Annotated in this window: 19 protein-coding genes; 16 read left to right on the top strand and 3 right to left on the bottom strand. The window is 71.8% G+C overall.

The features are described from left to right. Positions 1-32 precede the first annotated feature (32 nt). On the bottom strand, positions 33-1,406 hold the full coding sequence (locus tag AB0M18_RS30345; protein WP_365763632.1) for an NAD(P)/FAD-dependent oxidoreductase: 1,374 nt from the start codon (positions 1,404-1,406) through the stop codon (positions 33-35). A 224-nt stretch (positions 1,407-1,630) separates the two neighbouring features. Here AB0M18_RS30345 and AB0M18_RS30340 point away from each other — a divergent pair, with 224 nt between their 5' ends. The 4 genes from AB0M18_RS30340 to AB0M18_RS30325 all read left to right on the top strand — a co-directional run bounded on the left by AB0M18_RS30340 (position 1,631) and on the right by AB0M18_RS30325 (position 5,636). Further along, positions 1,631-3,220: a radical SAM protein gene (locus AB0M18_RS30340; protein WP_365763630.1), complete on the top strand. Its 1,590-nt coding sequence runs from the start codon at positions 1,631-1,633 to the stop codon at positions 3,218-3,220. After that, complete coding sequence (locus AB0M18_RS30335; protein ID WP_365763628.1) at positions 3,210-4,001, top strand: methyltransferase domain-containing protein; 792 nt, start codon at positions 3,210-3,212, stop codon at positions 3,999-4,001. The genes AB0M18_RS30340 and AB0M18_RS30335 overlap by 11 nt, the downstream gene beginning before the upstream one ends. A gap of 305 nt (positions 4,002-4,306) precedes the next feature. Next, positions 4,307-5,026 carry a Crp/Fnr family transcriptional regulator gene (locus tag AB0M18_RS30330; protein ID WP_365763626.1) on the top strand — a complete coding sequence of 240 codons (720 nt, stop codon included), beginning with the start codon at positions 4,307-4,309 and terminating at the stop codon, positions 5,024-5,026. 172 nt (positions 5,027-5,198) lie between these two features. Further along, positions 5,199-5,636: a VOC family protein gene (locus AB0M18_RS30325; protein WP_365763624.1), complete on the top strand. Its 438-nt coding sequence runs from the start codon at positions 5,199-5,201 to the stop codon at positions 5,634-5,636. Here the strand turns inward: AB0M18_RS30325 and AB0M18_RS30320 are convergent. Then, entirely contained in the window at positions 5,609-6,319 is a 711-nt protein-coding gene (locus AB0M18_RS30320; protein ID WP_365763622.1) for an AraC family transcriptional regulator, read from the bottom strand. The genes AB0M18_RS30325 and AB0M18_RS30320 overlap by 28 nt on opposite strands. 32 nt (positions 6,320-6,351) lie before the next feature. After that, entirely contained in the window at positions 6,352-7,479 is a 1,128-nt protein-coding gene (locus AB0M18_RS30315) for a YihY/virulence factor BrkB family protein (protein WP_365763620.1), read from the bottom strand. Between the two features lie 17 nt (positions 7,480-7,496). On the opposite strand from AB0M18_RS30315, the gene AB0M18_RS30310 reads away from it, so the two are divergent. The 12 genes from AB0M18_RS30310 to AB0M18_RS30255 all read left to right on the top strand — a co-directional run. Beyond that, positions 7,497-9,134, top strand: coding sequence for an acyl-CoA dehydrogenase family protein (locus tag AB0M18_RS30310; RefSeq protein WP_365763618.1), 1,638 nt, complete (start codon positions 7,497-7,499; stop codon positions 9,132-9,134). Between the two features lie 337 nt (positions 9,135-9,471). After that, positions 9,472-10,779, top strand: a complete 1,308-nt coding sequence (locus AB0M18_RS30305; protein ID WP_365763616.1) for a GAF domain-containing protein — start codon at positions 9,472-9,474, stop codon at positions 10,777-10,779. Between the two features lie 187 nt (positions 10,780-10,966). Then, a complete protein-coding gene (locus AB0M18_RS30300) occupies positions 10,967-11,548 on the top strand; it encodes a GNAT family N-acetyltransferase (protein WP_365763614.1) in 582 nt (193 codons plus the stop codon). Positions 11,549-11,696: 148 nt separating this feature from the next. Continuing rightward, the gene (locus tag AB0M18_RS30295) at positions 11,697-11,780 is read left to right on the top strand and encodes a putative leader peptide (RefSeq protein ID WP_356067285.1); all 84 of its coding nucleotides are present in this window, start codon (positions 11,697-11,699) and stop codon (positions 11,778-11,780) included. A 126-nt stretch (positions 11,781-11,906) separates the two neighbouring features. Next, positions 11,907-13,604: a nitrite/sulfite reductase gene (locus tag AB0M18_RS30290; RefSeq protein ID WP_365763612.1), complete on the top strand. Its 1,698-nt coding sequence runs from the start codon at positions 11,907-11,909 to the stop codon at positions 13,602-13,604. Further along, positions 13,601-13,780 (top strand): hypothetical protein, encoded by a 180-nt coding sequence (locus AB0M18_RS30285; protein WP_365763610.1) that lies wholly within the window; start codon positions 13,601-13,603, stop codon positions 13,778-13,780. The genes AB0M18_RS30290 and AB0M18_RS30285 overlap by 4 nt, the downstream gene beginning before the upstream one ends. Next, positions 13,777-14,493: a phosphoadenylyl-sulfate reductase gene (locus AB0M18_RS30280; RefSeq protein ID WP_365763608.1), complete on the top strand. Its 717-nt coding sequence runs from the start codon at positions 13,777-13,779 to the stop codon at positions 14,491-14,493. The genes AB0M18_RS30285 and AB0M18_RS30280 overlap by 4 nt, the downstream gene beginning before the upstream one ends. Next, positions 14,493-15,062 (top strand): adenylyl-sulfate kinase, encoded by a 570-nt coding sequence (gene cysC, locus AB0M18_RS30275; protein ID WP_365763606.1) that lies wholly within the window; start codon positions 14,493-14,495, stop codon positions 15,060-15,062. The genes AB0M18_RS30280 and cysC overlap by 1 nt, the downstream gene beginning before the upstream one ends. Further along, positions 15,059-15,994, top strand: a complete 936-nt coding sequence (cysD, locus tag AB0M18_RS30270) for a sulfate adenylyltransferase subunit CysD (RefSeq protein ID WP_365763604.1) — start codon at positions 15,059-15,061, stop codon at positions 15,992-15,994. The genes cysC and cysD overlap by 4 nt, the downstream gene beginning before the upstream one ends. A 2-nt stretch (positions 15,995-15,996) precedes the next feature. Further along, a complete protein-coding gene (locus AB0M18_RS30265; protein ID WP_365763602.1) occupies positions 15,997-17,343 on the top strand; it encodes a GTP-binding protein in 1,347 nt (448 codons plus the stop codon). 221 nt (positions 17,344-17,564) lie between these two features. Next, on the top strand, positions 17,565-18,674 hold the full coding sequence (locus AB0M18_RS30260; protein ID WP_365763600.1) for an aliphatic sulfonate ABC transporter substrate-binding protein: 1,110 nt from the start codon (positions 17,565-17,567) through the stop codon (positions 18,672-18,674). A gap of 26 nt (positions 18,675-18,700) precedes the next feature. After that, positions 18,701-19,185: ATP-binding cassette domain-containing protein (locus tag AB0M18_RS30255; protein ID WP_365763598.1), on the top strand; the 485-nt coding region annotated here is incomplete at its 3' end.

Below are 19,185 nucleotides of genomic sequence, written 5' to 3'. Positions count from 1 at the left end.
CCCCCGAGGCCAGACCGTCGCAGTGTCGCTGGTCAGGCGTCTTGGCGCAGGTCGGTCAGTGCGTCCTCGACTCCGCGGTGGAAGGTGGGGTAGGCGTAGATCATGTGGCGGAGCCGGTCGACGGGGATCTCGTTGTGGACGGCGACGGCCAGTCCGTAGAGGACTTCGCCGCCCGTCGGTCCGGCGGAGGTGGCGCCGACGAGGACGCCGCGGTCGCTGTCCTCGACGAGTTTGATCAGGCCGTGGTTGCCGGCCTTGTGGATCCAGCCGCGCGCGGACGACGGGACTCGCGCGGTACCGGTGCGCACCCGCAGTCCCCGCTCGCGGGCTGCGTGTTCGGTGAGGCCGACGGAGCCGACCTCGGGGTCGGTGAAGGTGACCCTGGGCAGGGCCCGGTAGTCGGCGTCCGGGCCCGGCCGACCGAGGATGTCACGTACGGCGATCTCGGCCTGGTACATCGCCACGTGCGTGAACAGGCCCCGTCCGGTGAGGTCGCCGACGCCCCACACGCCGTCGGCGGCCCGCATCTGCCCGTCCACGTCCAGCGCGCGGGCGGCGGGGTCGAGACCGATGGTTTCGAGGCCGAGCCCGCTCAGATCGGGTCGGCGACCGGTGGCCACCAGCAGACGCTCCCCCACGATCTCCTCCCCGCCGTCGAGCGTCAGCCGGAACGTGTCGTCCGCGTGGCGGACACCAGTGGCACGCACTCCGACGCGGACGGTGACGCCCTCCTCCTGCAACACCTCGGCCAGCAGCTCGCCGGCTTCGGGCTCCTCCGCGGGAAGCAGCCGCTCCATCGCCTCCACGACGGTCACGGCGGTGCCGAAGCGGGCGAACGCCTGCGCCAGTTCGACGCCGATGGCGCCGCCGCCCAGCACCAGCAGCGAGGCGGGCGGCTCCTTGACGGAGACGGCCTGCCGGTTCGTCCAGTACGGCACATCCGTCAGGCCCGGCACCGGCGGGATCTGCGGGCGGCTGCCGGTGGCCAGCACCACCCCGCGCCGCACGGAGAGCGCTTCGCCGTCGGCCTCCACTCGGCCGGGGCCGGCCAGGCGGGCCCGGCCGCGCACGAAGAGGCCGCCCTTGCGGGTGAACCGGTCGACGGCGACCCGGTCGTCCCAGTCGTCCGTGGCCTCGTCCCTGATCCGGGCGGCGACCGGCGCGAAGTCCGCGTGGACCCGGGCGTCGCCGGCCATGCCGGGGACCCGCCTGGCCTCGGCCAGGAGGTTCCCGGCGCGGATCATCATCTTGCTGGGGATGCACGCCCAGTACGGGCACTCGCCGCCGACCAGCTCCGCCTCCACCCCGACCACGTCGAGCCCTTCCTCGGCCAGCCGCTCGGCGGCATGCTCACCGCCCACCCCCATACCGATCACCACAACATCGACTTCCTGTTCCCGCGCCATCGGGGCCTCCTCGATCAGACGTGCCCGGGGATCTCGGTCATGCGTATCCGGGGCGGAAGGGATGCCGGTGCCGCCACGTCGCCGACGTCACCCAGGTGGGTCGCACGCTTCGATCGTGCCGGGGACGAAGGAGGCGGTTCGGTGAGCGCGCTTACAGTTCTCGCCCTGCCCGGCGGCCTACGTTCGGATCACGGTTCTCAGGACGACTCACACAGGAGCTCCGCGTGACTCAGGAAGCCGCACCCCAGGCCAAGGCCGATCGCGACGAGGTGTTCGTGGAGTTCACCAAGTCGATCTGTCCGCTGTGCAAGACACCCGTCGACGCACAGGTCAACATCCGAAACGACAAGGTCTATCTACGTAAACGCTGCCGCGACCACGGCGAGTTCGAGGCGCTCGTGTACGGGGACGCCGAGGAGTACCTGTCCTCGGCCCGCTTCAACAAGCCCGGCACCATCCCGCTCACCTTCCAGACCGAGGTGAAGGACGGCTGCCCGAGCGACTGCGGACTGTGCCCGGAGCACAAGCAGCACGCCTGCCTGGGCATCATCGAGGTCAACACGGCCTGCAACCTGGACTGCCCGATCTGCTTCGCCGACTCAGGACACCAGCCTGGGGGCACCTCCCGGACGAAGTCTGCGGGAGGCTACTCCATCACCCACGAGCAGTGCGAGCGGATGCTCGACACCTTCGTCGCGAGCGAGGGCGAGGCGGAGGTGGTGATGTTCTCCGGCGGCGAGCCCACCATCCACAAGCACATCCTCGACTTCGTCGACCTCGCCCAGGCCCGGCCGATCAAGAGCGTCAACCTCAACACCAACGGCATCCGCCTCGCCACCGACAGGAACTTCGTCGCCGAACTCGGCAAGCGCAACCGGACTCCGGGCCGCTCCGTGAACATCTATCTCCAGTTCGACGGCTTCGAGGAGCGCACCCACCTGGAGATCCGGGGCCGGGACCTGCGCACCTTCAAGCAGCGGGCGCTCGACAACTGCGCCGAGCACGGGCTGACCGTCACGCTCGTCGCCGCGGTCGAGCGCGGCCTGAACGAGCACGAGCTCGGGGCGATCATCGAGTACGGCATCGACCACCCCGCCGTACGGTCCGTGGCCTTCCAGCCGGTCACCCACTCCGGCCGGCACGTCGCATTCGACCCGCTGGACCGGCTCACCAACCCCGACGTCATCCGGCTCATCAACGAGCAACGGCCCGACTGGTTCGCCAAGGGCGACTTCTTCCCCGTCCCCTGCTGCTTCCCGACCTGCCGCTCCATCACCTACCTCCTCGTCGACGGAGAACCGGGCAATCGCACCGTCGTCCCCATCCCCCGCCTGCTCGACGTCGAGGACCACCTCGACTACGTCACCAACCGCGTCATGCCCGACGCCGGCATCCGCGAGGCCCTGGAGAAGCTCTGGTCCGCCTCCGCCTTCATGGGCACGGAGACCACCGAGGAGAAGCTGCGGGCCACGGCCGAGGCCCTGGACTGCGCGGACGCCTGCGGCATCGACCTTCCCGAGGCCGTGAAGAGCCTGAACGACAAGGCGTTCATGATCGTCGTGCAGGACTTCCAGGACCCCTACACCCTCAACGTCAAACAGCTGATGAAGTGCTGCGTCGAGGAGATCACCCCCGACGGACGCCTCATCCCCTTCTGCGCCTACAACTCCGCCGGCTACCGCGAACAGGTCCGCGCCGAGATGTCCGGCGTCCCCGTCGCCCCGGTCGCCCCCAACGCCCTGCCACTCGCCGACCGCCTCACGACGACCCCGTACGGATCGAAGACCGCGAAGGAAGCCCGCGATGGACAGTGACCAGGTGAAGTCCTGCTGCGCCGCCGCGTACTCCTCCGACGTCGTCGCCCTGCTCCTCGGCGACTCCTACCATCCCGGCGGCACCGCCCTGACCCGCCGTCTCGCCGACGGCCTCGGTCTCACCCCGGGAGCGCGGGTCCTCGACGTCGCCTCCGGGCGCGGCACGACCGCCCTGCTCCTTGCCGACGCGTACGGCGCACGGGTGGACGGCATCGACTACGCGCCCGCGAACACCGCCCTCGCCCAAGGCGCCGCCCAGGCAGCCGGCCTCGCCGACCGGGCCCGGTTCACCACCGGAGACGCCGAGCGCCTGCCGTACCCGGACGGCGCCTTCGACGCCGCGGTGTGCGAGTGCGCCCTGTGCACCTTCCCCGACAAGGCCCGCGCCGCAGCCGAGTTCGCCCGCGTCCTCGTGCCCGGCGGCCGCCTCGGCATCACCGACGTCACCGTCGAGTCCGCCCGGCTGCCGGCCGAGCTCACCGGCCTCGGCGCCCGTATCGCCTGCATCGCCGACGCCCGGCCGCTCCAGGACTACGCCGAGATCCTGGCCGCCGCCGGACTGCGTACCGTACACACCGAGCGCCACGACCAGGCGATGCTCCGCATGATCGACCAGATCGAGGCGAGGCTGAACCTGCTGCGCATGACCGCGGCGGCCCGTCTCACTGCCGGGGGCGTCGACCTCGACGCCGCCCCCGGCGTCCTGGCAGCCGCCCGGGCCGCGGTCGGGGACGGCGTCCTCGGCTACGCGCTGCTGATCGCCGAGCGCACGCCGCAGTAGGGGGCCGGGAGCGGAGGCGCCTCTCGCGGAAAGGCTGCTCGGGCCGCAGGCGTCACCTCCGCCCCACCCCCGAGAGAACGACCCTCACGGATGGGACGATCACCATGACCACAGCCGCACACATCTCCCCCACGCCGTCCCCTCACCCGGGCGCCCCATCACCGGGCGCGGCGCCGCGGCGCAGAGGCCGGGTCGACGGTTCGGTGCCCTACTGTCTGGCCCGCGACCCCAAGGCACTGGGCAGCCCGGCATGGGGTGCCGCACCCCCACCGTGGGCCCCTGGACGACGCGAGGAGACGCACACCATGACCGACGCCGCAGCAGGCCACGAGGGCGCGGAGCGGACCTGGTGCCTGGCCGAGGTCGACATCTTCTGCGACCTGTCCGAGCAGGAGATGGAAGCCATCGCCGCCGCCGCGCCGATGAAGACCTACCACGCCGGCGAGATCGTGTACTCGCCCACCCAGCCCTCCGAGGTGCTGTTCATCCTCAAGAAGGGCCGGATCCGCGTCTTCCGGGTCTCCGCCGACGGCCGCGCACTGACCACCGCGATCGTCAGCCCCGGCACCATCTTCGGCGAGATGGTCCTGCTCGGACAGCACATGTACGACAACTACGCGGAAGCCCTCGACGACACCGTCGTGTGCGTGATGAGCCGCGCCGACGTCAACCGGCTCCTGCTCGCCGACGCCCGCATCGCCGCCCGGATCACCGCGATCCTCGGCCGCCGTCTGGCCGACCTCGAACAACGCCTGTCCGACAGCGTGTTCAAGACCGTGGCCCAGCGCGTCGCCACCACACTGACCACCCTCACCAGCGCCCAGCCCCCGGCCGGCCCCCTGCGGCCCGTCGGGCGCCACCCACAGATCGCCCTCACCCACGAACAGCTCGCCGCCCTCGCCGGCACCTCCCGCGAGACCTGCACCAAGGTCCTCCGCGACTACGCCGACCACGGCCTCCTCCGCCTCGCCCGCGGACGCATCACCGTCCTCGACTCCGAACGGCTCAGGGACGCCGCCGGCTGACGTCACCGATCCGCCGGACGCTCCAGGCGAGCCGGTCGGCGTCGCGGCCGTGCAGGATCAGGGTGCCGCCGTGCCCGGCGAGCGCGAGGGCGAGGTCGCGGCCCGCACACTGTCCGACCCCGTGTCCGATCCGTACAAGACGCCGCTCCCCTGCCCCTCCTAGCCTGCGGTCATGGACACCGACCGAAGCCGTAACACCGACTCCCCCACGCCCCGGCTCGACGTGATCGGGATCGTCACCGCCGACATGGCCGCCTCCCTCGCCTTCTACCGGCTGCTCGGCCTGGACGTCCCCGCCGGTGCCGAGAGCGCGCCGCACGTGGAGGTCACGCTGCCCGGCGGGGTGCGGGTGCTGTGGGACACCGAGGACGTCGTGCGCTCCTACGACCCGGCGTGGACGCGGCCGCCGGGCGGCGGCGAGCGGGTCGCGCTCGCGTTCCGGTGCGCCGGTCCGGAGCAGGTGGACGCGGTGTATGAGACGCTGACCGGAGCCGGCCACCGCGGGCATCTGAAGCCGTGGGACGCGGTCTGGGGGCAGCGGTACGCGGTCGTGCTCGACCCGGACGGGACGGGCGTGTCGCTCTACGCGGACCGCAGCCCCGCCACGTAACCGCCGATCGTCAGCCCGGTCAGCGCCCGCATCTCGCGTGCGAGGTGCGCCTGGTCGACGCAGCCGGCGCGCGGGGCGGCCTCCGCCGCCGGGACGCCCGCCGTGACGAGGGCGAGCGCCCGCTGCAGCCGGAGGATCCGGGCGAGGGTCTTCGGCCCGTACCCGAAGGCGGCGAGTGAGCGCCGGTGCAACTGGCGTACGCCGATGCCGAGCTCGTCGGCCACCGTCCCGACCGGCAGTCCGGCCCGCAGCCGGGCGACGACGGCGCGCAGCAGCGGATCGGGCGCGGGCGCCTCGGCGGCCCGCCGCAGCACCACGTCCTCCAGGGCGGCCGCCCGGTCCGCCGCCCCGCTCACCCTGTCGGCGAGCCGTCGCGCGACCCGCGCGCCCCACAGCTCCGCGAGGTCCACCCGCTCGTCCCGCACGGCGCTCGCCTCGACGCCGAGGACGCCCGCCGCCTCGCCCGGCGCGAACCGCACCCCGGCGTAGTGCGCGGCGGGGCTCCGGGGCACGTACGCCCTGGTGTCGGGTCCCGCGACGAGGAGCCGCCCGTCCGCCCAGATCAGGTCCATGCACCCGTCGGGCAGCACGGGCCGGGTCCCCGGGTCGCGGGCGTCGCCCGTCCCGATGTCCCGCCGCCACACGACGGCTCCGGCGAGCCGCGCGGGCCGTTCCTCGTACACCCGACCAGGGTAGGACCGCGGCGCCCGGGGTGCTACGTGTCCTTCTCCCAGCCCGCGTGCAGCCGGGACTTCACGTCGTCCGGCGGCAGGAACTTCGACCACCGTTCCGGGAACTCCGAGGGCATGTCGGGGTCGTCCTCGTCCACGTCGTCGGCCTCCGCGCGCAGGCGGGCGACGAGGTCGGCGGCCTGGGCGGCGCGGGCGCGTTCGGTGGCCTCGCGGGCGCCGGCGGTGGCGACGGAGGGCCAGACGCGGTCGATCGCGGCGTTGACGGCGGCGCCGACGAGGACCGCGAAGGCGGAGATGCCGATCCAGAGGAGGACGGCGATGGGGGCGGCGAGGGAGCCGTAGATGGTGGGGCCCTCGACCTGGCTGGTGAGGTAGATGCGGAGCAGGAAGCTGCCGAGCACCCACATGGCGAGGGCGACGAGCGCGCCGGGGATGTCCTCGATCCATGGGGAGCGGACCGGGACGGACACGTGGTACAGGGTCGTCAGGAAGGCGATGGAGAGCAGGATGACGGTCGGCCAGTAGAGGACCGAGACGACTTCCGTGCCCCAGGGGACCAGCTCGACGATGCGGTCGGGGCCGACGACGGCGAGCGGGAGGACGACGGCGCCGATGAGCAGCGCGATGATGTAGAGGAGCAGGGCGAGGAGCCGGGTCTTGACGATGCCCCGGTGCCCGTCGAGGCCGTACATCACCGTGATGGTGTCGATGAAGACGTTCACCGCGCGCGAGCCGGACCAGAGGGCGATGGCGAAGCCGAGGGAGATCAGCTCGGGCCGTTTGCCCTGGGTGATGTCGTCGAGGAGGGGTTCGGCGATCTCGCGGACGCCGCGGTCGGAGAGGACCGTGCCGGCCGCGTGCAGGATGTTCTCGCGGATGCTGGCGACGGTGTCGGTGTTGGTCCAGTCGTCGGCGTAGCCGAGGACGGCGATCAGGCCGAGCAGCAGGGGCGGCAGGGACAGCAGGGTGAAGAAGGCGGCCTCGGCGGCCAGGCCGAGGATCCGGTACTCGATGCACGAGTTGACGGTGTCCTTGAGGAGCAGCCAGACCGTCTTCCGCTTCGAGACGTTGCGGTAGAGGACACGCGCGCGGTGGAGCCTGCTCCAGGGCCGCCGCTCGGGCCGGTCGGGTGTTTCGTTTGCTGCCTGCACCTCCTTACCGTATCCGCATGGCAGCCGGCACCCACACCGTGACCAACCAGGCTCCGCCCCTGGTGGGATACGACATGTTCGCGACCGATCGGGCCCTGGCGGAGGCGGTGGCCCGGCATCTGCCCCCGGAGGGGGCCGAGGAGGCCCGCGCGGAGCTCTCCGCGTTCGGGGTCTCGGCGGGTTCGGCGCAGGCGCAGGAGTGGGGGCGGCTCGCGAACGAGCATCCGCCGCGGCTGCGGACGCACGACCGCTACGGGCACCGGATCGACGAGGTGGAGTTCCATCCGGCCTGGCACCGGCTGCTCGGCCGGGGAGTGGGCGCGGGGCTGACCGGCGCGTGGGGCCGGCCCGGTGGTCATGTGCGGCGGGCGGCGGGGTTCGTGCTGGCCTCGCAGGTGGAGGCGGGGCACGGCTGCCCGCTGTCGATGACCCATGCGGCGGTGCCGGCGCTGCGCGCCGAGCCGGAGCTCGCGGCGGCGTGGGAGCCGCTGATCGCCTCGCGGGTGTACGAGCAGGGGCTGCGGCCGCCGCTGGAGAAGACCGGTGTGCTGCTCGGGATGGGCATGACGGAGAAGCAGGGCGGCAGCGACGTACGGGCCAACACGACCCGGGCGGAACCCTTGGCCGCCGACGGGGAGTACGTGCTGACGGGGCACAAGTGGTTCTGCTCGGCACCGATGTCGGACGCCTTCCTGGTGCTCGCGCAGGCGCCCGGTGGTCTGTCATGTCTGCTGGTGCCCCGGGTGCTGCCGGACGGGACGCGGAACGCCTTCGCGATCCAGCGGCTCAAGGACAAGCTGGGGAACCGGTCGAACGCCTCGGCCGAGGTCGAGTTCGACGGGTCGACGTGGGCGCGCCGGGTGGGCGAGGAGGGGCGCGGGCTGCGGACCGTCATGGGGATGGTGGCGGCGACCCGCCTCGACTGTGTGCTCGGTTCGGCGGCGCTGATGCGGCAGGCGGTCGCGCAGGCCGTGCACCACGCCTCGTACCGCCGCGCGTTCGGCGGTCTGCTCGTCGACAAGCCGCTGATGCGCAACGTGCTGGCCGATCTGGCCCTGGAGTCGGAGGCGGCGACCGTGCTGGGGATGCGGCTCGCGGCGGCGTACGACGCCGATACGGAGGAGGAGCGGGCGCTGCTGCGGATCGCGGTGCCGGTGGCGAAGTACTGGGTGACGAAGCGGTGCACGCCGGTGGTGGCGGAGGCCCTGGAGTGCCTGGGCGGGAACGGGTACGTGGAGGAGTCGGGGCTGCCGCGGCTGCTGCGCGAGTCGCCGCTGAACTCGCTGTGGGAGGGCGCCGGGAACGTACAGGCGCTGGATGTCCTGCGGGCCCTGCGCAGGGAACCGGCGGCGCTGAACGCCTTTCTGACGGAGGTGGGGCGGGCGCGCGGCGCGGATCACCGGCTCGACCGGGCGATCCGGGACATGCTGGCGGAGCTGGCCGATCTGGAGGGCATCGAGGCGCGGGCACGGCGCCTCGCGGAGCGGATGGCGCGGGTGCTTCAGGGCGCGCTGCTCGTGCGCTGGGCCCCGCCGGAGGTGGCGGACGCGTTCTGCGCGTCGCGGCTCGGCGGGGACTGGGGAGCCTCGTTCGGGACGCTGCCGCACACGCCGGCCCTGGGCGCGGTGGTGGAACGGGCCCGGCCGGCGACATGAACGCGCGTGCGGAGCGTCCTCCGCGCGGGTGAGTGTGGCGTTGTGCCGCGCGCGCCAGGGGTGGACCTGAGGGGGTCGGCACGCGCGGAAAAGCGGGGGGTGGTGCTGCGCCGACACGGCACCACCCTCCGCTTCGGATCCACCCTCGTGCACGGGGGCGGGGGTTGCCAGAGTTGCATGAGGTTGCAGGATTACGGGAAGCAGCACGCGCGTGACGCTGCGGAGCGGCACGATGGGCGCCGGGCCGCGCACGGACGAGCGGGCCGCAGCCTGTGCAGAACCGATACAGCAGACCGATACAGCAGCCGTGCGTGGCAGGCGTGGCCGGGAGGGACCGATGAACAAGGCGCAGGTCGACCTGAACCGGCTCGCCGTGATGGACGCCGCCAAGGCGACCCGGCTGCTGCACAGGGTCCGCGAGGAGACTCTGGCCGGCCGGACCCCGCCGGTCGCGCCCCGCGCGGTGATCGACGCGTCCTGGCAGCGCATGTTCCGGCTCGGCGTGAGCCCGGACCAGAGCACCAGCACGGTGCTGCTCCAGCGTGACGAGCTGGAGGAGCGGCGCCGCTCCTCGGTGCTCGGCGAGGTCATGCGCACGCTCAGCGCCGGACTCGCCGGGATCGCCGACGCCTCCATGCAGATCATGGTGGTGACGGACGACCAGGGCCGGGTGCTGTGGCGCGACGGGAACCTCGCGGTGCTGCGCCAGGCCAACGGGATCTGTCTGGAGGAGGGCGCGGCCTGGAGCGAGCACACCACCGGCACCAACGCGGTGGGCACGGCGCTCGCCATGGGCAAGGCCGTGCAGGTGCACTCCGCCGAGCACTATGTGCACACGCTGCACAACTGGACCTGTGCCGCCGCCCCCGTCTTCGACCCGCGTGACCACCGGCTGCTCGGGATCGTGGATGTCAGCGGCCCGGCGTCCAGTTTCCATCCGGCGACACTGGCGCTCGTCGGCTCGGTGGCGCAGCTCGCGGAGGCCGAGATGCGCGACCGGCACCTGCGCTCGATCGAGCGGCTGCGGTCGGTGGCCGCGCCGATCCTGTGCCGGGTGGGCGGGCGCGCCGTCGCGGTGGACACTCACGGCTGGACGGCGGCGGTGACCGGCATGGCGCCGGTGGACCGGCTCGCGCTGCCGAAGTCCTTCCGGGCCGGGCGGGTGTGGCTGCCCTCGCTGGGGATGTGCGCGGTGGAGCCGCTGCCGGGCGGCTGGCTGCTGCGTGTCGAGGAGGGCGGGCGGCCGGGCGGGGACGGCGCGGCCGGCGGGGCGGTGAGCCGGGTGGTGCTCGACCTGAGCCGGCCGCGCCGCGCGACGGTGTCCGTGTCGGGGGCGGCCGGCAGCTGGTCCCAGGAGCTCAGCCCGCGCCATGCCGAGCTGCTGTATCTGCTCGCCCTGCACCCGGAGGGGCGGACGGCGGCGGAGCTGGCGCAGGACGTGTTCGGGGACCGGACGAGGACGGTGACGGTACGGGCGGAGCTGTCGCGGGTGCGGCGCAACCTGGCCGCCGTCCTGGCACACCGCCCGTACCGCTTCAGCGAGGAGGTCGAGGTCGAGCTGCGGCACCCCGCGCACCCGGCGGACCTGCTCCCCCACTCCACCGCACCGGCCGTGGTCGCGGCGCGGAGCGCGACGAGCGCGTGAGGGGTGGTGCGCCGGAGGTGCGCCCGGGGCGGCCTGGGGCCCGGGGTGCCGGGAGCCGGGCGGGCCCGGGCGAGGTGGTGTCCACGGGCCGGTCAGCTGTCCACATGCCGGACAGGCTCCCGCCCGATGTGACCGGCCTGTGGGATCCGCCCTGGGAATCCGGCGCTCCGCATGATGCGATAAGCCCATGAGCAAGCCCACGAGCATCACCCTCACCACCTGGTCCCTGGAACAGACCTCGCCGTCCGACCTCCGGCCCGTGCCCGCTCCCGAGGGACGCGACCTCAGGGTCGTACGGGCCGAGGTGCCCTCGGCGGAGTTCAGCCGCTTCCTCTATACGGCGGTCGGCGGCGACATCCGCTGGACCGACCGCCTGTCGCTGACGTACCCGCAGTGGCAGGAGATCGTGGAGAAGCCGGGCGCCGAGATCTGGGTGGCGTACGAGCAGGGGACGCCCGCGGGATACGTGGAGCTCGACCCGCAGGACGACGGCACGGTGGAGATCGTCTACTTCGGCCTGATCCCCGCCTTCCGGGGCCGCGGGATCGGCGGACACCTCCTTTCGTACGGGGTGGAGCGCGCCTGGGACCTGGCCGAGCGGTGGCCCGAGCGGACCCCGACCAAGCGGGTGTGGCTGCACACCTGCTCGCTGGACGGCGAGCACGCGATGGCCAACTACGAGCGGCGCGGCTTCCGCCTCTTCGACACCAGGGTGGAGCAGGTCGAGGAGCCGGCGAACCCGGGCCCGTGGCCGGGCGCGCACGCCTGACCCACAGCTCCGCCCGTACGCCGAAAGGGGCCCTGAACTGGGCCCCTTTCGCGTGACCCATGCCACACTGTCTTGCAGAACGAGACAGACGCGTCCATATCCTGGACGAAGCTGGACTGGGTCCAAAGTCCCGTGACACGCTTCCGTCATGCCTGGAACTGGAATTGCCTTGGTGAGTCGGCGGCACGTCGACCTCGGCCGCATGTCCAGCGCCATCTGTTCGGCGCGCTGAGCAGTTCAGCACCGCCGCACATCTTTCCTGACGTCCTGTCTCTGCGCATTGCCGCGCCACCCTCCTATCCGAGCGCGAGTGTGCAGGTCAGAGCCGCCCTCTCGCAGTCCCGAAGGACATATCGCCATGGCCGCCACCCCGGAAAACCCCACTCCCGCCACCGCCCGCCGCAAGGCCGGGCGCCACCGTGGCGAGGGTCAGTGGGCCGCGGGGCACTTCACCCCGCTGAACGGCAATGAGCAGTTCAAGAAGGATGACGACGGTCTCAATGTGCGGACACGTATTGAGACGATCTACTCGAAGCGTGGATTCGACTCCATCGACCCCAATGACCTGCGCGGACGCATGCGCTGGTGGGGCCTCTACACCCAGCGTCGCGAGGGTCTGGACGGCACCAAGACGGGTGTCCTGGAGCCGGAGGAGCTGGACGCCGAGTACTTCATGCTCCGGGTCCGCATCGACGGCGGCCGGCTGACCACCGAGCAGCTCCGGGTCATCGGCGAGATCTCGCAGGAGTTCGCGCGCGGCACGGCGGACATCACCGACCGGCAGAACGTGCAGTTCCACTGGATCCGCATCGAGGACGTGCCGGAGATCTGGAACCGCCTGGAGGCGGTCGGCCTGTCCACCACCGAGGCCTGCGGCGACACCCCGCGCGTCATCCTCGGCTCGCCGGTCGCCGGCATCGCCGAGGACGAGATCATCGACGGCACACCCGCCATCGAGGAGATCTACCGGCGGATCGTGGGCAACAAGGACTTCTCCAACCTGCCCCGCAAGTTCAAGTCCGCGATCTCCGGCTCGCCGCTGCTCGACGTGGCGCACGAGATCAACGACATCGCCTTCGTCGGCGTGCACCACCCCGAGCACGGGCCCGGCTTCGACGTCTGGGTCGGCGGCGGTCTGTCCACCAACCCCAAGCTCGGCGTCCGGCTCGGCACCTGGGTCTCGCTCGACGAGGTGCCGGACGTCTACGAGGGCGTCATCTCGATCTTCCGCGACTACGGCTACCGCCGGCTGCGCAACCGTGCCCGCCTGAAGTTCCTCGTCGCCGACTGGGGCCCGGAGAAGTTCCGCCAGGTCCTGGAGGACGAGTACCTGAAGCGCAAGCTGACCGACGGCCCCGCCCCGCCCGAGCCGGCCGGCCGGTGGCGCGACCACGTCGGCGTCCACAAGCAGCAGGACGGCCGGTTCTACGTGGGCTTCGCCCCGCGTGTCGGCCGGGTCGACGGCGCCACCCTGACGAAGATCGCCGAGATCGCCGAGCAGCACGGCTCGGGCCGGGTCCGCACCACCGCCGAGCAGAAGATGCTCGTCCTCGACATCGAGGAGGCGCAGGTCGAGTCGCTGGTCTCCGCCCTGGAGGCACTGGACCTGCGGGTCAACCCCTCGCCCTTCCGGCGCGGCACGATGGCCTGCACCGGCATCGAGTTCTGCAAGCTCGCGATCGTCGAGACCAAGGGCCGCGGCGCCTCGCTGATCGACGAACTGGAGCGCCGCGTCCCGGAGTTCGACGAGCCGATCACCATCAACATCAACGGCTGCCCGAACGCCTGCGCCCGGATCCAGGTCGCGGACATCGGTCTCAAGGGCCAGCTGGTCCTGGACGACGAGGGCAACCGGGTCGAGGGCTACCAGGTGCACCTGGGCGGCGCGCTCGGCCTGGAGGCCGGCTTCGGCCGCAAGGTCCGCGGCCTGAAGGTCACCGCGGCCGAGCTGCCCGACTACGTCGAGCGGGTCCTCAAGCGGTTCCAGGCGGAGCGCGAGGACGGCGAGCGCTTCGCCACCTGGACCGCGCGCGCCTCGGAAGAGGCCCTGTCATGAGCGGGCGCGCGGCCCCGTTCCACTGCCCCTACTGCGGGGACGAGGACCTGCGTCCGTCCGAGCAGGGGCACGGAGCGTGGGAATGCCACGCCTGCAGTCGAGCCTTCCAGCTGAAGTTCCTGGGGCTCCTCGCCCCGGCGACCTCCACCGACAGCCTTGGAAGGAACGAGATATGACGACCGCTCGGATCGCCGAGGACGCGACCGCGGCCGACCTGAAGGCACTCGCCGAGCAGGCCGGCCGTGAGCTGGAGGACGCCTCCGCCCTGGAGATCCTCCAGTGGGCCGCCGACACCTTCGGCGGGCGCTTCTGCGTCACCTCCTCCATGGAGGACGCGGTGGTCGCCCATCTCGCCTCGCGTGCCCGGCCCGGCGTGGACGTGGTCTTCCTCGACACCGGCTACCACTTCGAGGAGACCATCGGCACCCGGGACGCCGTCGACGCCGTCATGGACGTCAACGTCATCACCCTGACCCCGCGTCAGTCGGTGGCCGAGCAGGACGCCGAGTACGGCCCGAAGCTGCACGACCGCGACCCCGACCTGTGCTGCGCGCTGCGCAAGGTCAAGCCCCTCGAAGAGGGCCTGACCCGGTACGCCGCCTGGGCCACCGGCCTGCGCCGCGACGAGTCCCCGACCCGGGCGAACACCCCGGTCGTCGGCTGGGACGAGAAGCGGCAGAAGGTGAAGGTCTCCCCCATCGCCCGGTGGACGCAGGACGACGTGGACGCCTACGTCGCCGAGCACGGGGTGCTCACCAACCCGCTCCTGATGGACGGTTACGCCTCCGTCGGCTGCGCCCCCTGCACCCGCCGGGTCCTGGCGGGCGAGGACGCACGGGCCGGCCGCTGGGCCGGCCGGGCCAAGACCGAATGCGGGCTGCACGGCTGATGACCCCCACCCCTCAGACCTCCCAGGAGAACCACGTGACCGGTGCCACCATCTGGCTCACCGGCCTGCCGAGCGCCGGAAAGACCACCATCGCGTACGAGCTGGCCGGCCGCCTCCGCGACGAGGGCCACCGCGTCGAGATCCTCGACGGCGACGAGATCCGCGAGTTCCTCTCCGCGGGCCTCGGTTTCAGCCGCGAGGACCGGCACACCAACGTGCAGCGGATCGGCTTCGTCGCCGAGCTGCTCGCCTCGCACGGCGTGAAGGTGCTCGTGCCCGTCATCGCCCCGTACGCCGACAGCCGCGAGGCCGTCCGGAAGCGGCACGCCGCCGAGGGCACCGCGTACGTCGAGGTACACGTGGCCACCCCGTTGGACGTGTGCTCGGTCCGTGACGTCAAGGGCCTGTACGCCAAGCAGGCGGCCGGCGAGATCAGCGGACTGACCGGCGTCGACGACCCGTACGAGGCACCCGAGACGCCCGATCTGCGGATCGAGTCCCAGAATCAGACCGTGCAGGAGTCCGCGGCGCAGCTCCACGCGCTGCTCACCGAGAGGGGTCTGCTGTGACCACCGTCGCCCATGCTCACGACACCACGGACAGTCCGTTCGCGCTGTCGCACCTCGACTCCCTGGAGTCCGAGGCCGTCCACATCTTCCGCGAGGTGGCGGGCGAGTTCGAGCGGCCGGTGATCCTGTTCTCCGGCGGCAAGGACTCCATCGTCATGCTGCACCTGGCGCTGAAGGCCTTCGCCCCGGCGGCGATCCCCTTCACGCTGCTGCACGTCGACACCGGGCACAACTTCCCCGAGGTCCTGGAGTACCGCGACCGCGTGGTCGCCGAGCACGGGCTGCGTCTGCACGTCGCCTCCGTGCAGGAGTACATCGACGCGGGCAAGCTGCGCGAGCGCCCCGACGGCACCCGTAACCCGCTGCAGACCGTGCCGCTGACCGAGGCCATCCAGCAGCACCGCTTCGACGCCGTGTTCGGCGGCGGGCGGCGCGACGAGGAGAAGGCCCGGGCCAAGGAGCGGGTCTTCAGCCTCCGCGACGAGTTCTCCCAGTGGGACCCGCGCCGCCAGCGGCCCGAGCTGTGGCAGCTCTACAACGGCCGGCACGCCCCCGGCGAGCACGTCCGTGTCTTCCCGCTGTCCAACTGGACCGAGCTGGACGTCTGGCAGTACATCCAGCGCGAGAAGATCGAGCTGCCGGAGATCTACTTCGCCCACGAGCGCGAGGTGTTCCAGCGCAACGGCATGTGGCTGACGGCCGGCGACTGGGGCGGTCCGAAGGACACCGAGTCGACTCAGACGCGGCTCGTGCGCTACCGCACCGTCGGCGACATGTCCTGCACCGGCGCGGTGGACTCCGACGCCACCACCCTCGAGGCCGTGATCACCGAGATCGCCGCGTCCCGGCTGACCGAGCGGGGCGCCACCCGCGCGGACGACAAGATGTCCGAGGCCGCGATGGAAGACCGCAAGCGCGAAGGGTACTTCTAGTCATGACGACGTCCACCGAGCAGCAGCCCGCCGAGCTGGCGGCCACCACGCTGCTGCGCTTCGCCACCGCCGGTTCCGTCGACGACGGCAAGTCCACCCTGGTGGGACGGCTCCTGCACGACTCCAAGTCGGTCCTCGCCGACCAGCTGGAGGCCGTGGAGCACGCCTCCCGGTCCCGCGGCCAGGAGGCCCCGGACCTGGCGCTGCTCACCGACGGTCTGCGGGCCGAGCGCGAGCAGGGCATCACCATCGACGTGGCCTACCGCTACTTCGCGACCCCGCGCCGCCGGTTCATCCTCGCCGACACCCCCGGACACGTGCAGTACACCCGGAACATGGTCACCGGCGCCTCCACCGCCGAACTGGCCGTGGTCCTGGTCGACGCCCGCAACGGCGTCGTCGAACAGACCCGCCGCCACGCCGCCGTCGCCGCGCTGCTCCGCGTCCCGCACGTGGTCCTCGCCGTGAACAAGATGGACCTCGTCGACTACGCCGAGCCCGTCTTCGCCGCGATCGCCGAGGAGTTCACGACCTACGCCTCCGAGCTGGGCGTTCCGGAGATCACCGCGATCCCGATCTCCGCGCTCGCCGGCGACAACGTCGTGGAGCCCTCCGCCAACATGGACTGGTACGGCGGCCCGACGGTCCTGGAGCACCTGGAGACGGTGCCGGTCAGCCACGACCTGACGGCCTGCCACGCCCGCTTCCCGGTGCAGTACGTGATCCGTCCGCAGACCGCCGAGCACCCCGACTACCGGGGTTACGCGGGCCAGATCGCGGCCGGCGCCTTCCGGGTCGGCGAGCAGATCACCGTGCTGCCGTCCGGGAAGACGTCGACGATCGCCGGGATCGACGCGCTGGGCGAGTCGGTCGACATCGCCTGGGCCCCGCAGTCGGTCACCATCCGGCTCGCCGACGACATCGACATCTCCCGCGGCGACCTGCTGGCTCCGGCCGCCGACGCGCCGGCCACCAGCCAGGACGTCGAGGCGACCGTCTGCCACGTCGCGGACCAGCCGCTCACCGTGGGTCAGCGGGTGCTGCTCAAGCACACCACCCGCACGGTCAAGGCCATCGTCAAGGAGATCCCGTCCCGGCTCACCCTGGACGACCTCTCCCAGCACCCGGACCCGGGGCAGCTGGTGGCCAACGACATCGGCCGGGTCAGGGTGCGCACCGCCGAGCCGCTCGCGCTCGACTCGTACGCGGACTCGCGCCGTACCGGGTCGTTCCTCCTCATCGACCCCGCCGACGGCACCACGCTCGCCGCCGGCATGGCGGGCGAGTCCTTCGCGACCGCCAAGGCCGTCCCCGCCGCCGCGGAGGACGAGGAGGGGTGGGACTTCTGATGGGCGGTCAGGACATCTACGGGACCTTCGCCAAGGAGGGCGGCCGGGTGGGCTCCGGCGCCCTCGGTGCGGGCCGGGGAGGTGTCGCGCGATGTGCGTGCTGACCTCCGCGCGCCGCTGTCGCGGCGCGATGCCGCTCCACCCGCACCATCTCCCGCTCGGTCCCGGGCGGCGACATAAACGCAGACTTCGCAGAAGCTGAATCGAGGGGAACCACTCCCGTGCCTGCCACCACCCGTACGACCCTGCGCCGCGGCCTCGCGGTGGCCGCCGCACTGCCCCTGCTGATCGGGGCGCTCGCCTCCTGCGGCTACGGCTCCCAGGCCAAGAACGACCAGAAGAAGGTGGCCGCGGAGGGCGAGAAGCTCTCCGTCGACGCCGTACGGCTCGGGTACTTCCCCAATCTGACGCACGCCACCGCGCTGGTGGGCGACCAGGAAGGCATCTTCCAGAAGGAGCTGGGCGGCACCCAGCTGAAGGTGTCGACCTTCAACGCCGGTCCGTCCGAGATCGAGGCGCTGAACGCGGGCTCGATCGACATCGGCTTCATCGGCCCCTCGCCCGCGATCAACGGCTACACCAAGTCCAAGGGCAAGAACCTGCGCATCGTCGGCGGCTCGGCCTCCGGCGGCGTGAAGCTGGTGGTCGACCCGGACAAGATCAAGACCCTGGACGACGTCAAGGGCAAGCGGATCGCGACCCCGCAGCTCGGCAACACCCAGGACGTGGGCTTCCTCAACTGGGTCTCCGAGAAGGGCTGGAAGGTCGACTCGCAGTCCGGCAAGGGCGACGTCTCGGTGCTGCGTACGGACAACAAGATCACCCCCGACGCGTACAGGTCCGGTTCCATCGACGGGGCGTGGGTGCCCGAGCCGACCGCGTCGAAGCTGGTCAGCGAGGGCGCGAAGGTCCTCCTCGACGAGTCCGACCTGTGGCCGGGCAAGCAGTTCGTCATCACCAACATCATCGTGTCGCAGACGTTCCTCAAGGAGCACCCCGACGTGGTCGAGGCGGTGCTGCGGGGCTCGGTGAAGACCAACGCGTGGATCAAGGCCAACTCGGAGCAGGCGAAGGCCTCGGCCAACACGAAGCTCAAGGAGCTCTCCGGCAAGCCGCTCGGCGCGAAGGTGATCGACGGCGCCTGGCCGTCCATCCAGTTCGTCGACGACCCGCTCGCCGCGACGCTCCAGGCGCAGGCGGACCACGCGGTGAAGGCCGGTCTCCTCAAGGAGCCCGACCTGATCGGCATCTACGACCTGAAGCCGCTCAACAAGGTGCTCAAGGCCGCGGGCAAGCCCGAGGTGTCCGACGCCGGTCTCGGCGTGAAGTAACCACAACCCCACTGGAGGTGACGAACATGGCCACGACCACCACGCTCGCCAAGGCCGAGGACCGCGTCGCCGCGGTCGGTCACGCCGCGCGCATCGAGCACGTCTCGAAGTCCTTCGGCGGCCCCGCCGGCGGGCAGCTCGTCCTCGACGACATCTCGCTCGATGTCCGACCCGGCGAGTTCGTCACCCTCCTGGGGGCCTCGGGCTGCGGCAAGTCCACCCTGCTCAACCTGGTCGCCGGCCTCGACCGGCCGACCACCGGGTCCATCGACACCCCCGGCGGCCGGCCCGCCCTGATGTTCCAGGAGCACGCCCTCTTCCCGTGGCTGTCCGCAGGCAAGAACATCGAACTGGCCCTGAAGCTGCGCGGGGTGCCGAAGGCCGAGCGCCGCACCGAGGCCGAACGGCTCCTCGAACTCGTCCGGCTCGGCGGCTCGTACGGCAAGCGCGTCCACGAACTGTCCGGCGGCATGCGCCAGCGCGTCGCCATGGCCCGGGCACTCGCCCAGGC

It is taken from the genome of Streptomyces sp. NPDC051909 (genome assembly GCF_040681095.1).
Taxonomy (GTDB): domain Bacteria; phylum Actinomycetota; class Actinomycetes; order Streptomycetales; family Streptomycetaceae; genus Streptomyces.
Note: the sequence above shows the minus strand (reverse complement) of the source record. Positions and strands in the feature narration are given on the sequence as shown.

Bases quoted from the DNA above. Each gene is read 5' to 3' on its own strand.
- AB0M18_RS30345 (WP_365763632.1), bottom strand. From the start codon at position 1,406: ATGGCGCGGGAACAGGAAGTCGATGTTGTGGTGATCGGTATGGGGGTG.
- AB0M18_RS30335 (WP_365763628.1), top strand. From the start codon at position 3,210: ATGGACAGTGACCAGGTGAAGTCCTGCTGCGCCGCCGCGTACTCCTCC.
- AB0M18_RS30330 (WP_365763626.1), top strand. From the start codon at position 4,307: ATGACCGACGCCGCAGCAGGCCACGAGGGCGCGGAGCGGACCTGGTGC.
- AB0M18_RS30325 (WP_365763624.1), top strand. From the start codon at position 5,199: ATGGACACCGACCGAAGCCGTAACACCGACTCCCCCACGCCCCGGCTC.
- AB0M18_RS30310 (WP_365763618.1), top strand. From the start codon at position 7,497: ATGGCAGCCGGCACCCACACCGTGACCAACCAGGCTCCGCCCCTGGTG.
- AB0M18_RS30305 (WP_365763616.1), top strand. From the start codon at position 9,472: ATGAACAAGGCGCAGGTCGACCTGAACCGGCTCGCCGTGATGGACGCC.
- AB0M18_RS30300 (WP_365763614.1), top strand. From the start codon at position 10,967: ATGAGCAAGCCCACGAGCATCACCCTCACCACCTGGTCCCTGGAACAG.
- AB0M18_RS30295 (WP_356067285.1), top strand. From the start codon at position 11,697: ATGCCTGGAACTGGAATTGCCTTGGTGAGTCGGCGGCACGTCGACCTC.
- AB0M18_RS30290 (WP_365763612.1), top strand. From the start codon at position 11,907: ATGGCCGCCACCCCGGAAAACCCCACTCCCGCCACCGCCCGCCGCAAG.
- AB0M18_RS30285 (WP_365763610.1), top strand. From the start codon at position 13,601: ATGAGCGGGCGCGCGGCCCCGTTCCACTGCCCCTACTGCGGGGACGAG.
- AB0M18_RS30280 (WP_365763608.1), top strand. From the start codon at position 13,777: ATGACGACCGCTCGGATCGCCGAGGACGCGACCGCGGCCGACCTGAAG.
- cysC (WP_365763606.1), top strand. From the start codon at position 14,493: ATGACCCCCACCCCTCAGACCTCCCAGGAGAACCACGTGACCGGTGCC.
- AB0M18_RS30265 (WP_365763602.1), top strand. From the start codon at position 15,997: ATGACGACGTCCACCGAGCAGCAGCCCGCCGAGCTGGCGGCCACCACG.